The following is a 13272-nucleotide window of genomic DNA, read 5'->3' as shown; positions in this document are numbered from 1 at the left end:
CCGACCGGCTCAGCTGAAGAGTTTTTCGCCCCAGTACGAGCCGGGGGTCACGCCGGCGGGGCAGGCGAAGATGCCGGAGCCGACGTGGTGGATGTACTCGTTCATCGTGTCGCTCTTGGCCAGTTGGTTCTGGACGGGGATGAACTGCTTGCGCGGGTCGCGCTGGTAGGCCAGGAAGAACAGGCCCGCGTCGAGGCGGCCGAGGCCGTCCGAGCCGTCGACGAAGTTGTAGCCCCGGCGGAGGAGTTCGGCGCCGTTGTTGAACTGCGGGTGCGCGAGCCGCACGTGAGAGTCCATCGGCATCTTCGGGTCGCCGTCGGAGTTCTTCGCGGTGAAGTCGATCGTGTCGAACTCGTCCGCCTTGCCCAGCGGGGCGCCGGTGCCCTTGCCGCGGCCGATGATCGTTTCCTGCTCGCCGAGCGACGTACGGTCCCAGATCTCGATGTTCATCCGGATCCGCCGCGACACCAGGTACGCGCCGCCGACCATCCACTCCGGGCCGTCCTCGGGCTGCACCCAGAGCTGCTGCTCGAGTTTGTCGGCTTCCTCGAGCTTGAGATTGTTGGTCCCGTCCTTGAACCCGAACAGGTTCCGCGGCGTCGCCTGTGCCCGCGACGTCGACGACGTACGGCCGAATCCGAGCTGCGAGTACCGCACGGCGACGCGCCCGAACCCGATCCGCGCCAGGTTCCGGATCGCATGTACGGCGACCTGCGGGTCATCGGAACAGGCTTGTACGGCGATGTCCCCGCCGGACCGCGCCGGGTCGAGGTCGTCGCCGATGAAGTGCGGCAGGTCGACGAGCGCCTGGGGACGCTTCGCCGCGAGCCCGAACCGCTTGTCGAACAACGACGGGCCGAATCCGACGGTGATCGTCAGCCGCGCCGGCGGCAGGCCGACCGCTTCGCCGGTGTCCTCCGGGGGCGCCTCGCCCGGTCCGTTCACGGCGCCGTACTGACCGATGTCCCGCCCGGCCGTGAGCAGGGCGGCCGCGGCGGTCCACTCCTTCAGGAGCGCGATCAGTTCGTCCCGCTTCGTCGTCGTCACATCGAACGCGGCGAAGTGCAGCCGGTCCTGCACCGGCGTGGTGATCCCCGCCTGGTGCGGTCCGTGAAACTCAACAGGCCCGTTGTTGTCCGCAGCCTGCGACGGCTCGGTGGACACCGCCGAGTGCACGGCATACCCCGCAACACCAGTTGCAACCGCAGCACCTGCGGCGCCGAACAGTCCTCGCCGCGAGAAACCCCGCCGCCGCCCCGGCTGCGCCGGTGCGGCGGCGGGGGAAGAGGAGGAACCGGGGACCGGCGTTGGGTCGGAGCCCGGGGTTGGGGGTGTGGAGTCGTTTGTCATTTCTTGGCCAGTACTCCGGCGACCTTGCTGACTGGTTCGGCCAGGCCGTCTACTACTGCGCCGAGCGCCTTCTTCTCGGCTTCGGTGGCGGTGTAGGGCTTGAAGCCGTCGCCGTCGCGGTACTTGTCCAGGGCCGCGAAGACCGTCTTGAAGTTCGTGTCCAGCTGGGTGACGAGGGCCGGGTCGCGCTTCTGCAGGGCCGGGCGGAGCGCCTGGATGGCGGCCTGCGAGCCCTCGACGTTCGCCTCGAAGTCCCACAGGTCGGTGTGCGAGTAGCGGTCCTCCTCGCCGGTGACCTTGCCGGTCGCGACCTCGTCGAGCAGTTCCTTCGCGCCGTTCGCCAGCTGCAGCGGCGTCAGCTTCACGACCTTCGCCTTCGCGACGACCGTCTTCACATCGGTCAGCAGCAGGTCGGCGTACTTCTCCATGCCCTTGGTCGAGTTGGAGACCCAGAGCGCCTGCTCGATCCGGTGGTACCCGGTCCACTCGGTGCCCGGCTCGACGTCGTTGATGCGGGCGTCGATCTTCGGGTCCAGATCACCGAACGACTCCGCGACCGGCTCGATCCGCTCCCAGTAGGTCCGCGACACCGGGAACAGCTCCTTCGCCTTCGCGACGTCGCCGGCCTTCACCGCGGTCACGAACTCGGTGGTCTTCTGCTCCAGCGCGACCGCCTGCGAGTTCACGTACCGCTGGTAGCTCTCGGTCGCCTGCTTCAGCGCGGTGTCCGTGTCGATCTGCGCGGGCGCGTCGCCGGTCACGTTGAGGTCGCCGCGGATCCCGTCGCCGACCATGCCGGGCTTGCAGACCGCCTGGTACTTGCCGGTCGGCAGCTCGACGATCAGCTCGCGCTTCAGGCCCGGGCCGATGTTCTCGACCTCGCCCATCACCCGGTCGCCGTCGGCGTACACGTAGAACTCGGTGACCTTGCTGCCGCCGTTGGTCACCGAGAACGTGCTGGTGCCGGACTTCACGTCGCGGCGGCTCAGCTCGCAGCCCGAGTCGGACGCCTTGACCGACACCGGGCCGGTGCCGTCGTCCTTCGCGGCCGGTTCGTCGTCCGCACACGCGGTGAGCGCGGCGAGGCCGATGACGACCCCGAGGATGGAGGCCCGACGGGCCAGAGTGGTGCGCATGCGTGTTTCTCCTGGGGATTCAGGCCGCTTTGGTGGCGGTCGTCGTCGTGACGGCGGGCGGTGTGGAGCTCTTCACCGGAAGGAAATAGAGCACCATCACCGGGACGAGGTAGACGACCCACGCGATCGCCTCCACCACGGTCGGGGCCGGGTTGAAGTTGAAGATGCCCTTCAGCAGTACGCCGTACCAGCTGTCGGGCGGGATCACGTGGGAGATGTCGAAGGCCAGCGTGTTCAGACCGGGCAGGATGTTCGCTTCCTGCAGGTCGTGGAAGCCGTAGGCGAAGATGCCGGCCGCGACCAGGATCAGCACCGCGCCGGTCCACTTGAAGAACACGGCCAGGTTGATCTTCACGGCGCCCTTGTAGATCGCGAAGCCGAGCAGTACGGCGGTCGCGAGCCCGAGCAGGACGCCGACGAACGGTACGGCGGTGGTCGCGGTGGCGGCCGAGGCGTACACGATGAACGCGGTCTCGATGCTCTCCCGGAAGACCGCGAGGAACGCCAGGATGACGACGGCGCGGGACCCGATCTCGAGGGCTTGGCCCATCCGTTCGCGCAGTTCCTTGGCGATGCTGCGGGACGCCTTGCGCATCCAGAAGATCATCCAGGTGACGAAGCCGACCGCGAGGATCGACATCACCCCGCCGACGGTCTCCTGCGTGGTGAACGACTTCGCGGTCAGCGCGGTGACGAACTGGAGCAGACCCCAGGCGGCGACCGCCACGGCAAGCGCCGCGGCGACACCGATCCAGACCAGTTTGAGTCGATCGCGATGCCCCGACTTGACCAGGAAGGTGGCGAGGATGCTGACGACCAGCGAGGCCTCGAGTCCTTCACGGAGTCCGATCAGGTAGTTCGCGAGCATGGCGGGACTCTCTCATAGCATTAGGTACGGCTAACCTTCCTGAGGTTAACCTAAGAAATCCCATTCGCCTACCGTGATGTAGGCCGCACTGTGGCCCGGTCCTTCGCCCAGCCGGGACTCGATCAACTGCAGGCTGCCCGCCGTCCAGGCAGGGCTCTCGTAGGTGTCGAAAACCCTGACCCACTTGGTGACATCGAGCGGTCGCCGCAACCGCGCCAAGGTCAGGTGCGGGGTGAATTTCCTTCCTTCCACCGTCACGCCGGCGCGACTCGCTGCCGCCCGGGTGGTCATCGCCAGGTGCTTGAGCGACTCGGTGTCGTCGCGAACTCCGGCGTACAGCACTCGCGCGTCCGGGACGCCGGGGAAGGCGCCCGCGCCGGTCAGCTGCAGCTCGAACGGTTTCTGGCGCTGGGCAGCGAGCTCCAGCCGCTCCTCGAGCTCCTCGGTCTTCCAGTCCGGCACCTCGCCGAGAAACGCCAGCGTGAGATGCCAGTGCTCGTCCGCCGCCCACCGGATGTCGTCGTCCGGATGGTCCCGGCGCGGCTCGACGAACTCGCTCAGATCCTCCACTACCTCGAGAGGTGGCACCACGGCCACGAACAATCGCATCCGAAAATCATATCGTCGGCCAACTCTCATGCTCCGAGTCGGTTGCCACGAATCCGGACAGTCAGGAAGTTGAGCCCCGATCTAGCCAGTCTATGAACGAGAACACCGCCGCGTCAGGCTGGCCACCTAGCAACTTCTGGAGATTCAGCGATCGCTCGGCCAATTTCTGAGTATCCAAGTAGTAATGTGAATCAGCTTTCCAGAATATCCGTTCCTCACAGAGACGGTCTAGATATCGAGTGCGTCGCTCATTCGACTTGACAATCCCTTGCTCAAGCTTCTCGGCAAACACATTCGGAGCAGCGCCGGCTCCTAGGCGAAAGAATCGAAACAAGGCTCGCAGATCCATATATGCAGAGTACGCCGTAAAATTGACCTCACCCTCGGCAGTCACATACGGACGCAACAAAGGCCACAAGCATTTCCCGCGAATAGAAATCAGGTTGGCCGAACTAACCTCAACCCTCGACAAGCGCGCAGCATCAAATCCGCGAGAAGCGATCATACTCGGATAGTTTTCCGCCCCTTCAACAGGCACGCCTTCTACTTGCAGCAACGGTGAATCGATCAGCAGTTCACTGCAAACGACAATCGCCATCGGCCCTAGGGCGAACCGACCATCCTTTTCGGAAAAGATTACACCTTCGTCCGTCAGTATGATTGCCTGGCGAAGTTGACCCCTTATCGCAAGTGCGCCAGTTAGGCCCTCCACAGTGAAGTTGAGGTAGTCATCTACACCAGGATCGAATATCTCAAGGTTAGCCATTCCGTCGGATTGTGTCCATCCCCACAGCGAGGCGCGCCCGAGACTCGTAACGGGCTGTGACTTTATCTGCGAGGCAACCAACGCAGAGACGATTGACTCATTTACCGAAGGATTGGTTTCTCCCGGATTTGTCGGCGCCATTTCTTGCACAAACCGATAGTAGAACGGCCCCACGCTATTCTCATCGATATGTACCGGCCGACCGGCCAGGACGTTCTTAGGATCGATTGATGCACGCGCCAAGAGATAGTCTCCGAACACGACATTGACTGGATTGCGCCCTTCGAGGAATGGATGATCCTGCAGGAACTGATTAGCGTGAGCCTCATAGTCGGACCGAATGGCGTCTGGCACATCAAAAGGCAGCTCGCCAGAGTAGTCGATGCCAATCAGTTTCGCGATGAGGCGACCAGCCTGCTCATCGGCGCTGTACGGCTCGAAATTCTCTATCTCGACATCCGCCGGGAGACGGGACAGCAGGCTGGCGGATGCCTGCGACAAGAACTTCCCTTGCTCACGCTCCAGCAGCTCCCTAACCAAATCGAGGAGAATCTTGCGCGACGATATAGCCATTGCTGGCTTCTTTCCCAAGTCTTTGTGGGGGTTGGCGACAGCCAGCGCCTCCGACAACACCTCCAGAACGGGCGCATAACCCAAGAAGGATCGAACCTCGTTCCAAGAATGGGATAGACTCGCTATCGAGCGCCCCAGCATTGCCTCAGCAATAAACTTCAGGCGATGATCACGAAGTTCTGCGAACGCCTTGGGATGCTGAACCACAATGTCATAATTCCCCGACTTGCCACTGTTTGCATGTCGCCGAAGGTAGCCATTGATGAAGGTGGCAGCCTTGGTGGAGTCAAAGAATTCGAGACGCACTTCCATCAAAGCGGAGCCGAAATCTTCGAATGCCATGCGAATGATTTCTGCTGTATCGGGACGAGATAGCATCACGACGCTGACACCAGATCCAGCCTTTGCGTTTGCTAGACTGTTTACATTCTCCAAGAATGCCAGCAAGTTTGAAGTTCCTGCCCGCAAATGGGCCTCATCCAGGGAATCTACCACTAGACCACTTTCACCCCGGCTAACCTCAGCCATGAACTCCGAGTCGAAGCCCAGCGCGTCATGCAGGAGCCCGGTGAGCGAGTATGATCCGACCTGGGCGCGCGCAGATTCGATTACAGGCCAGTTGAGACGATCTGCGATAGCCGCGGCCGCCGCAGACTTTCCGACTGCCCCGATTGCTTCGATTAGCAAGACCCGCGCCTCAGATGGCTTCTGAACGACTTCAATATTGGGCCAAACATAGCCCTCGATCATTTGCGGTGTCGATAGGAAGGCAGGCGGGCAGGTAGCCTGATCATTCGGAACTACCGGTTCGGAGCGTCGCCGGAGATCAGCCAAAAGTTCAGAAAGAATATTCACATTTCCCCCCAGGCCGCATCGTGAGATCCCACGACCCCTCCCGCGTGGGCACCTGCGGCGCTGACAAGTCACCCATTTTTTAGACTTTTCGGTGAGATGTCAACGCTGCACCGATACCGTTGAAGACGGCTGTTTGGGACGTGGCGCCGCCTCTGGGGTCGGCCGATACTGATGGAGTGCTAGCGACAGGCGGCAAGGCCCTTGACCCTCGACTTGACCTCAAGCTGCCGTCGCCGTGTGTGGTGATTCTGGTGGGTCCGGGGGCGTCCGGGAAGTCGACGTGGGCGGCGGAGCATTTCGGGGACGAGCTGGTGGTGTCGAGTGATCGGCTGCGGGCGCTGGTCGGGGCGGGTGTGGACGACATCACGGCCAGTACGGACGCGTTCGCGCTGCTGGATGTGGTGGTGCGGCAGCGGATCGGGCGCCGGCTGACGACCGTCATCGACACGCTGGGACTGGACAGAGACAGGCGCGTGCGGTGGCTCGAGCTTGCTCGTGAGGCCGGGATGGCCTGTGTCGCGGTGGCGTTCGACACGCCTGCCGAGGAGTGTCGGCGGCGGAATCGGGAGCGTACGGCGAAACGCATCCCCGCTGACGCTCTGACCAGCCAACTGCGGTCGTGGGCGTCGGTGAAGAAGGAGTTGCCGGCGGAGGGGTACGACGACGTACTCGAGCCGACTGTGGTGCGGGTGGTTCCGGATGCGTTCGTGGAGTCGACCGCGGCGCAGGCTCGGCAGTCGGATGCCCCGGTGGGGTTGCGTTTCGGGCTGCAGTTGAGCAGATACCCAGGCGGTCGGGAAGGTCTGGCTGCGTGGATTCGTGAGGTGGCGGAGCGGGCCGAGGCGGCTGGGTTCGACGCGATCTACGTGATGGATCACTTCCGGCAGATCCCGCAGGTGGGGCGGGCGTGGGAGGACTTCCTGGAGAGCTGGACGACGCTCGGGTACCTGGCCGCGTGCACGACCCGGGTCCGGCTCGGCACCCTCGTCTCCGGAATCACCTACCGGAACGTCGCCCACCTGGGGAAGATCGCGGCGACGCCGGATGTGTTGAGTGGTGGGCGGGCGGTGTGCGGGGTCGGCCTGGCGTGGTTCGAGGCGGAGCACAAGGCGTACGGCTGGCCGTTCCCTCCGGTGAGCGAACGCTATGCGCTGCTCGAGGACGCCTTGCAGATGCTGCCGATTTTATGGGGACCAGGCAACAAACCGTTCCACGGCAAGGTCCTCGACGTACCCGACACCACGTGTTATCCGCGACCGCTGCAGGAACACCTGCCCGTGCTCGTCGGTGGGAGTGGACCACGGACACTCCGACTGGCCGCACGGTACGCCGACGCGGTGAACGTCTTCGGGGACGCAGCCGCCGTACAGAAGGCCGCCGGCTACCTGGGAGACAGGCCGGTCGAGCTGACGCACCTGTCGACAACCCTTGTAGGCAAGGACTCCCGGCAGGTGGACGAGCTCGTGCAGCGGTTGCGCCCGCGGAACGTCAACCCGGCGAAGTACGCCGCCTCCGTGAACGCCGGCACCGTCGACGATCAGATCGGGCGGTTCCGCGAGCTGTCCGAGGCAGGGGTGGCCGAGGTGATGATCAGCCTCCCCGACCTGGAGACGTTGGACTCTGCGGCCGCGGTGATTTCAGCGTTTCGGGTCTAGGTCGAGCTTGAGCAGGGCGTTCTCGATCAGTTCGGGCATCGCGGGGTGGATCCAGTACTGGCCGCGGGCCATCGTGTACGCGTCCAGCCCGAAGCTCATCGCCTGGATCACCGGCTGGATCACGGTCGGCGCCTGCGGGCCGATCACGTGGCAGCCGATGATCTGCCCGCTCTCCGGGTCGGCGAGCACCTTCGCGAACCCGGTCGTGTCCTCCATCGCCCAGCCGTAGGCGATATCGGCGTACGTCTGAACCGCTTTCACATAAGGGATTCCGCGTTCCTGCGCCTGCTCCTCGGTGAGACCGACGGAGGCGATCTGCGGCGCGCTGAACACCGCGTGCGGGACGAAGCGGTGGTCGGCCTCGATCCGGTCGTCGGGGTTGAGCAGGTTGTGCTTCACCACCCGGGCCTCGTGGTTCGCGACGTGCTTGAGCTGATGCGGGTTCGTCACGTCGCCGAGCGCGTAGATGCCGTCGGCACTGGTCTGCTGGTACGCGTCGACGAGCACACGACCCTCGCGGTCCACATCCACCCCGGTGGCGTCCAGGTTCAGCAGGTCCGAGTTCGGTTCCCGGCCGACCGCGACCAGGAGCTCGTCGACGATCAGTTCGTCGGCGCCGCCCGGGTGCAGCATCCTGAGCAGGATCGTGCCGTCGTCACGGCGCGCGACCCGCACGGTCTCGTGGTTGAGCCGTACGTCGTACTTCTCCCGCGCGATCTCCGTGTACCGCGCGCCGATCTCGCCGTCCTCGAGCCGGAGCAGCCCGTTCGAGCGGGCGATGACCGTCACCTCGACCCCGAACGACGCGAACACGTGCGCGAACTCGGCCGCGACGAACCCGCCGCCGATGATCGCGATCCGGCGCGGCAGTTCCTCCAGCCGCATGATCGTGTTCGACGTGTGATACCCGGTCTCCTCGAGGCCCGGGATCGGCGGGACGATCGGCCGGCTGCCGGTCGCGATCACGAACCGGTCCGCGCTGAACACATCCGTCGACCCGTCCTTGCCGTCGACCGTCAGCTCCTTGAACCCGGTGAACCGCCCGGTCCCGTCGTACACGGTGACGTTCGCGTTGTCCGGGTTGTGGTGCCGGTACTCCGAGCCGCCGGCCGCGATCGGGTCGATCCGGCCGAAGATCCGGTCCCGGACATCGCGCCAGCGGACGCCGAGCAGTTGCTCGTCGACGCCGTACCGCGCACTCAACGACGGCGTCGCGGCCACGTCGGCGGCGTGCACGAACATCTTGGTCGGGATGCACCCCACGTTCAGGCAGGTACCGCCGAACGTGCCACGCTCGACGATCGCCACCTTCCAGTCGGCGAACCGCCGATTGACGATGGTGTTACCGGAGCCGGTCCCGATGATCACGAGGTCGTAATGGGTCACGCCCCATTCTGACCCTTACTGGCAAAACCTGCGCTGGACCCATCGAGCAGGAAAGATAGGAGGGGTGGCAGGTGGTGAGCTGACGAGCACGTACGGCACGGTCGTCTGGGACGGCATCGGGACGCTGAGGATCCGGTACGCCGAAGCGCCCGCCGGGCTCGATCCGCTGACCTGCTCGTTAAGGACCCGCCTGGGCGAGCGCGTCCTCCCGGTCGAGGCGCTGCAGGCGGTCGAGGTACGGGAGAGCGGGTTCCGGCTCGTTCTTCGCGACGGCGCCGACCCGCTCCAGTCCGTGACCGGCGTCGACGTGCTGAGCGACCCGTACGACTTCCCGGGCGCCGATCCCGCGCTCGCGGAGCGGGTCGCCGGCGAGATCCGGCGTACCCTGACCCGCCGCGACGTACCGGTCGCCGAGGCCCGCTGGCTGGTCGCGCCGCCGGCTGCGCCGGATCGGATCGAGGGGCGCGACGCGACGCTCGCGGTGGCGAACGGGCAGCTCACGTTCAAGTACCACCGGTCCGCGGGCCGGAAGAAGAAGGCACTCGGCGACCCGTGGCCGGTGCCGCTCGGGGACATCGTCGACGTCGAGTGGACGCCTGAGCAGGGCCGGCTCGGTGCGCGCGGTTTCCTCCGGGTCAGTACGGGCGCGACGCCCGCCGTACGGCCGAAGCCGAAGCACGACCCGGCGGCGATGATCACCCGTCGGCAGACGGACGTGGACACGCTGTTCTTCGCGGCGCGCCTGTTGACACGCATTCGCCCTTAGGCGACTTGCGGGTCTTTCTTCGGCGATACGTCAGGGGTGTCGACGACGGCCTTCTCGCCCAGGAGTTCGGTCTGCGGGAGCACTTCGAGGTGCGGGCGCGGGAGCAGCCGCGGGCGGATCGCGAGGCCGCGCCGGCGGGAGAAGTACAGCACCGATCCGACTGTGCCGAGCACCGTCAGCCCACCGCCGACGATGAGCGAGTAGCGCGCGCCGAACTCCTGCCCGACCCAGCCGATGAACGGCGACCCGATCGGCGTACCACCCATCAGAACCGTCATGTAGAGCGCCATCACCCGGCCGCGCATCGTCGGCTCGATACTGAGCTGCATCGTCGCGTTCGCGGACGTCAGCATGGTCAGCGAGGCGAGGCCGACCAGCGGCAGCACCAGCGCGAAGCCCAGGTAGCTCGGCATCAGCGCACTGACCACCTCGGCGACGCCGAAGGCCAGGGCCGCGCCGATCACCAGGCGGGCCCGGATCCGGACCCGGCGCGCCGCCAGCAGGGCACCGGCCAGCGACCCGATCGCGAGCACCGAACCGAGGATGCCGTACTCCCCCGCGCCCTTGTGGAAGACCTGGGTCGCCATCAAGGCCGACGTCAGCTGGAAGTTCAGTCCGAAGGTGCCCGCGAAGAACACCGCCACCAGCACCATCATCAGATCCGGCCGGCGCCACAGGTAACGCATCCCGTCCCGGATCATGCCCTTGTCCCGGGCCGCGGGTTTCGGCGTGTGCAACTCGGAGACCCGCATCAGCCGCAGTGACAGGATCACCGCGGAGTAGGTGAACCCGTTGATCAGGATCACCGGACCGGTGCCGATCCAGTTGATCAGCAGACCGGCCAGCGCCGGGCCGAGCAGCCGGGCCGCGTTGAAGGACGCGGAGTTCAGACCGACCGCGTTCGACAGTTCGTCGCGGCCGACCATCTCGACCACGAACGCCTGCCGGGTCGGGGCGTCGAACGCCGTACCGACACCGAACAGGAGGGCCAGCAGATACACGTGCCACGTCTGCACGACGCCGGCGATCGTCAGTCCGCCGAGAGTCAGCGCGACGGTGGCCATCGCGATCTGGGTGATCGTCAGCACGGTCCGCTTCGGGAAGCGGTCCGCGACCAGACCGGCGTACGGGCCGAGCAGGAGCGCGGGCAGGAACTGCAGGCCGGTGACGATCCCGAGCGCCGTACCGGAATGGGTCAGCTCCAGGACCAGCCAGTCCTGGGCGACCCGCTGCATCCAGGTGCCGACGTTCGAGACGATCGCGCCCGAGGCGTACAGCCGGAAGTTCCGGACCTTGAACGCGCGGAAGGTGGGGCTCATCGAGCCGCCAGTCGTTCGAGAACAGGTGCTGCCTTGCGCAGGATGTCGCGCTCCTCAGGGGTCAATTGCTTCAGTTTGGTCTGCAGCCACTCGTCGCGGCGGCGGCGGTTCGCCAGGATCAGCTCATCGGCCTTGGCGGTCAGCTCGACCATGATCTGGCGCTTGTCGGTCGGATGCGGGCGGCGGACCAGCAGGCCCGCCTCCTCCATGTTCGTCACGACCCGCGTCATCGACGGCGGCTTCACCTGCTCGTGGGCGGCCAGCTCGCCGATCGTCATCGCCTCGTGCTTGGCCAGCGCGCCGAGCACGCTGAGCTGGTTCGCGGTGAGGTCGTGACCGGGCTCGCGCTGCCGGCGGATCTGCCGGGACAGCCGCAGGGTCGACGACCGCAGGGCACTCGCCAGCCCGACGTCACTCTTCACCTGCTGCGCTACGACTTCGGGCATGTCTTTACCTTAACTCATTACCTTTGCTAACTAAAAACACTGGACCGCCAGCTGGTATTCCCACGCGATAGAGTTCCCGCTCATGGGGACGACGGCCGAGCTGGAGCGGTACGAGCAGAGGTTCCGGCGGGCGGGACTGCCGCTGTTCATCGAGGACTTCTCGCCGACGCACGACATCTTCACGCGGGCGGCGCCGCTGCTGGTGCTGGTGTTCCTGGCCGAGATGCTCGGCGCCACCTCACTCGAATGGGACTGGTGGCAGAACCTGCTGGCCGCGATCGGCGGTCTGCTCGCGCTGATCGCCGGGTTCGGCCTGCTCAACGGGTTGCGCGGACGGCCGTTCGGTTCGCTGCCGACCCGCTTCGGGACTCCGGAGCTGGCGGTGTTCGTACTGCTACCGGCCTTGCTCCCGGTCGTCACGCAAGGCCAGGTCAAGCAGTTCTTCGGCGTGGCCTTCGGCAACTTGCTGCTGGTCGGGCTGGTGTACGTCATCGTCGGCTACGGCTTCATCGCGACCGTGGTCTGGGGAATGCGCCAACTGGTCCGCGAGCTGGCCAACTCGGTCGCCAGCTTCGTCCGGGCGCTGCCGCTGCTGCTGGTCTTCTCGCTGGTGCTGTTCATGACCGCGGACATGTGGCAGGTATTCGCGTGGATGCCCGCGGCCTTCATCGTCTTTTCCGTGATCGCGTTCGCCCTGCTGAGCACGGTGTTCCTGCTGATCCGGCTGCCGCTGGAGGTGGACTCGATCGAGCGCACCGCCGGCTCCGGTCCGCCGCTGAGCCGGAGCCAGCGCTTCAACGTCAGCGTCAGCCTCGTGATCCGGCAATGGATGCAGGTGCTCGTGGTGAGCTCCGGCGTCGGCTTGTTCTTCGTTGCCTTCGGCATGCTCGCGATCAGCGAACACATCTACCAGCAGTGGGGCGTCGACGCCGGCTCGTGGTCGTACCACGTCGAACTGCTCAACCACCCGCTCGTCCTCAGCGCCTCGCTGATCAAGGTCGCCGTCGGCATCGCGAACTTCACCGGGCTCTACTACTCGATCGCCTTGCTCACGGACTCGACGTACCGCACCGAGTTCCTCGACCACGTCAGCAACGAGCTCCGCGAACTCTTCACCGCCAGGGCCGAGTACCTCGAACTTCGGCGTACCTCTTAGGCGAACAACTCGTCGACGCGGCGCGACCATTCCGGGTACTCGGCGCTCTTCCGCGCGACCTCGGCGTACATCGCCCGGCCGACCTCGGGGTCGTCGTCACTGAAGCGGACCGCGCTCATCTTCTCGAGCTTGTCCAGGATGACGTCGTCGCCGGCCAGGTGCACCGGATCCCAGGTGTAGCGCTTGAACGACTCGAGGTCCGGGATCGCGGCCAGATACGCGTGCGTGAACCCGTCGGCCGGATCGCCCAGATCCGCCCCGACGACCCCGAACGCGGTCGAGTCCATCGCCGCCGTACGCCGCATCGCGGCCAGCACCTCCGCCTGCTCGTCGGCACTGACACCTGCCTTGAACCGGAACCGCAGTACGTTCACAAACATGCGACCT

At 65.5% G+C, this 13272-nt stretch carries 12 protein-coding genes; 3 read left to right on the top strand and 9 right to left on the bottom strand.

From position 1 onward, the window contains the following. Nucleotides 1-9: 9 nt before the first annotated feature. From efeB to E0H92_RS08635, 5 genes are all read right to left on the bottom strand, one after another. Nucleotides 10-1350 carry an iron uptake transporter deferrochelatase/peroxidase subunit gene (efeB, locus tag E0H92_RS08655; RefSeq protein ID WP_131495891.1) on the bottom strand — a complete coding sequence of 447 codons (1341 nt, stop codon included), beginning with the start codon at nucleotides 1348-1350 and terminating at the stop codon, nucleotides 10-12. Further along, nucleotides 1347-2486 carry an iron uptake system protein EfeO gene (gene efeO, locus E0H92_RS08650; protein ID WP_131466055.1) on the bottom strand — a complete coding sequence of 380 codons (1140 nt, stop codon included), beginning with the start codon at nucleotides 2484-2486 and terminating at the stop codon, nucleotides 1347-1349. Before efeO ends, efeB begins: the two co-directional genes overlap by 4 nt. 19 nt (nucleotides 2487-2505) lie before the next feature. Next, the gene (gene efeU, locus E0H92_RS08645) at nucleotides 2506-3354 is read right to left on the bottom strand and encodes an iron uptake transporter permease EfeU (RefSeq protein ID WP_131286135.1); all 849 of its coding nucleotides are present in this window, start codon (nucleotides 3352-3354) and stop codon (nucleotides 2506-2508) included. 45 nt (nucleotides 3355-3399) lie between these two features. Beyond that, nucleotides 3400-3963, bottom strand: a complete 564-nt coding sequence (thpR, locus tag E0H92_RS08640) for an RNA 2',3'-cyclic phosphodiesterase (protein ID WP_131466053.1) — start codon at nucleotides 3961-3963, stop codon at nucleotides 3400-3402. Nucleotides 3964-4024: 61 nt separating this feature from the next. Next, the gene (locus E0H92_RS08635; RefSeq protein ID WP_131495890.1) at nucleotides 4025-6157 is read right to left on the bottom strand and encodes a hypothetical protein; all 2133 of its coding nucleotides are present in this window, start codon (nucleotides 6155-6157) and stop codon (nucleotides 4025-4027) included. Nucleotides 6158-6396: 239 nt separating this feature from the next. Here E0H92_RS08635 and E0H92_RS08630 point away from each other — a divergent pair, with 239 nt between their 5' ends. Continuing rightward, nucleotides 6397-7812, top strand: coding sequence for an LLM class flavin-dependent oxidoreductase (locus E0H92_RS08630; protein ID WP_238173350.1), 1416 nt, complete (start codon nucleotides 6397-6399; stop codon nucleotides 7810-7812). Here E0H92_RS08630 and E0H92_RS08625 read toward each other — a convergent pair. After that, a complete protein-coding gene (locus E0H92_RS08625) occupies nucleotides 7795-9198 on the bottom strand; it encodes a mycothione reductase (protein ID WP_131495889.1) in 1404 nt (467 codons plus the stop codon). The two genes, E0H92_RS08630 and E0H92_RS08625, sit on opposite strands and share 18 nt — an antisense overlap. Before the next feature lie 64 nt (nucleotides 9199-9262). Between E0H92_RS08625 and E0H92_RS08620 the strand changes: the two genes are divergently transcribed. After that, nucleotides 9263-9964 carry a DUF4429 domain-containing protein gene (locus E0H92_RS08620; RefSeq protein ID WP_131466047.1) on the top strand — a complete coding sequence of 234 codons (702 nt, stop codon included), beginning with the start codon at nucleotides 9263-9265 and terminating at the stop codon, nucleotides 9962-9964. On the opposite strand, the gene E0H92_RS08615 is transcribed toward E0H92_RS08620, so the two are convergent. Both E0H92_RS08615 and E0H92_RS08610 read right to left on the bottom strand, forming a co-directional pair. Further along, nucleotides 9961-11283 carry an MFS transporter gene (locus tag E0H92_RS08615; protein ID WP_131495888.1) on the bottom strand — a complete coding sequence of 441 codons (1323 nt, stop codon included), beginning with the start codon at nucleotides 11281-11283 and terminating at the stop codon, nucleotides 9961-9963. The genes E0H92_RS08620 and E0H92_RS08615 overlap by 4 nt on opposite strands. Then, on the bottom strand, nucleotides 11280-11729 hold the full coding sequence (locus E0H92_RS08610; protein ID WP_131466043.1) for a MarR family winged helix-turn-helix transcriptional regulator: 450 nt from the start codon (nucleotides 11727-11729) through the stop codon (nucleotides 11280-11282). The genes E0H92_RS08615 and E0H92_RS08610 overlap by 4 nt, the downstream gene beginning before the upstream one ends. Before the next feature lie 82 nt (nucleotides 11730-11811). Between E0H92_RS08610 and E0H92_RS08605 the strand changes: the two genes are divergently transcribed. After that, nucleotides 11812-12885: a hypothetical protein gene (locus E0H92_RS08605; protein WP_131466041.1), complete on the top strand. Its 1074-nt coding sequence runs from the start codon at nucleotides 11812-11814 to the stop codon at nucleotides 12883-12885. Here the strand turns inward: E0H92_RS08605 and E0H92_RS08600 are convergent. Beyond that, a complete protein-coding gene (locus E0H92_RS08600; RefSeq protein ID WP_131466039.1) occupies nucleotides 12882-13265 on the bottom strand; it encodes a Dabb family protein in 384 nt (127 codons plus the stop codon). The two genes, E0H92_RS08605 and E0H92_RS08600, sit on opposite strands and share 4 nt — an antisense overlap. Nucleotides 13266-13272 lie beyond the last annotated feature (7 nt).

Source organism: Kribbella speibonae, from assembly GCF_004331375.1.
GTDB lineage: Bacteria > Actinomycetota > Actinomycetes > Propionibacteriales > Kribbellaceae > Kribbella > Kribbella sindirgiensis.
This window is presented reverse-complemented; position numbering and strand designations above follow the sequence as displayed.

What these genes read in the sequence shown, in the direction of transcription:
- efeB (WP_131495891.1), bottom strand. Translation starts at nt 1,350, where the DNA reads ATGACAAACGACTCCACACCCCCAACCCCGGGCTCCGACCCAACGCCG.
- E0H92_RS08600 (WP_131466039.1), bottom strand. Translation starts at nt 13,265, where the DNA reads ATGTTTGTGAACGTACTGCGGTTCCGGTTCAAGGCAGGTGTCAGTGCC.
- E0H92_RS08610 (WP_131466043.1), bottom strand. Translation starts at nt 11,729, where the DNA reads ATGCCCGAAGTCGTAGCGCAGCAGGTGAAGAGTGACGTCGGGCTGGCG.
- thpR (WP_131466053.1), bottom strand. Translation starts at nt 3,963, where the DNA reads ATGCGATTGTTCGTGGCCGTGGTGCCACCTCTCGAGGTAGTGGAGGAT.
- efeU (WP_131286135.1), bottom strand. Translation starts at nt 3,354, where the DNA reads ATGCTCGCGAACTACCTGATCGGACTCCGTGAAGGACTCGAGGCCTCG.
- E0H92_RS08605 (WP_131466041.1), top strand. Translation starts at nt 11,812, where the DNA reads ATGGGGACGACGGCCGAGCTGGAGCGGTACGAGCAGAGGTTCCGGCGG.
- efeO (WP_131466055.1), bottom strand. Translation starts at nt 2,486, where the DNA reads ATGCGCACCACTCTGGCCCGTCGGGCCTCCATCCTCGGGGTCGTCATC.
- E0H92_RS08615 (WP_131495888.1), bottom strand. Translation starts at nt 11,283, where the DNA reads ATGAGCCCCACCTTCCGCGCGTTCAAGGTCCGGAACTTCCGGCTGTAC.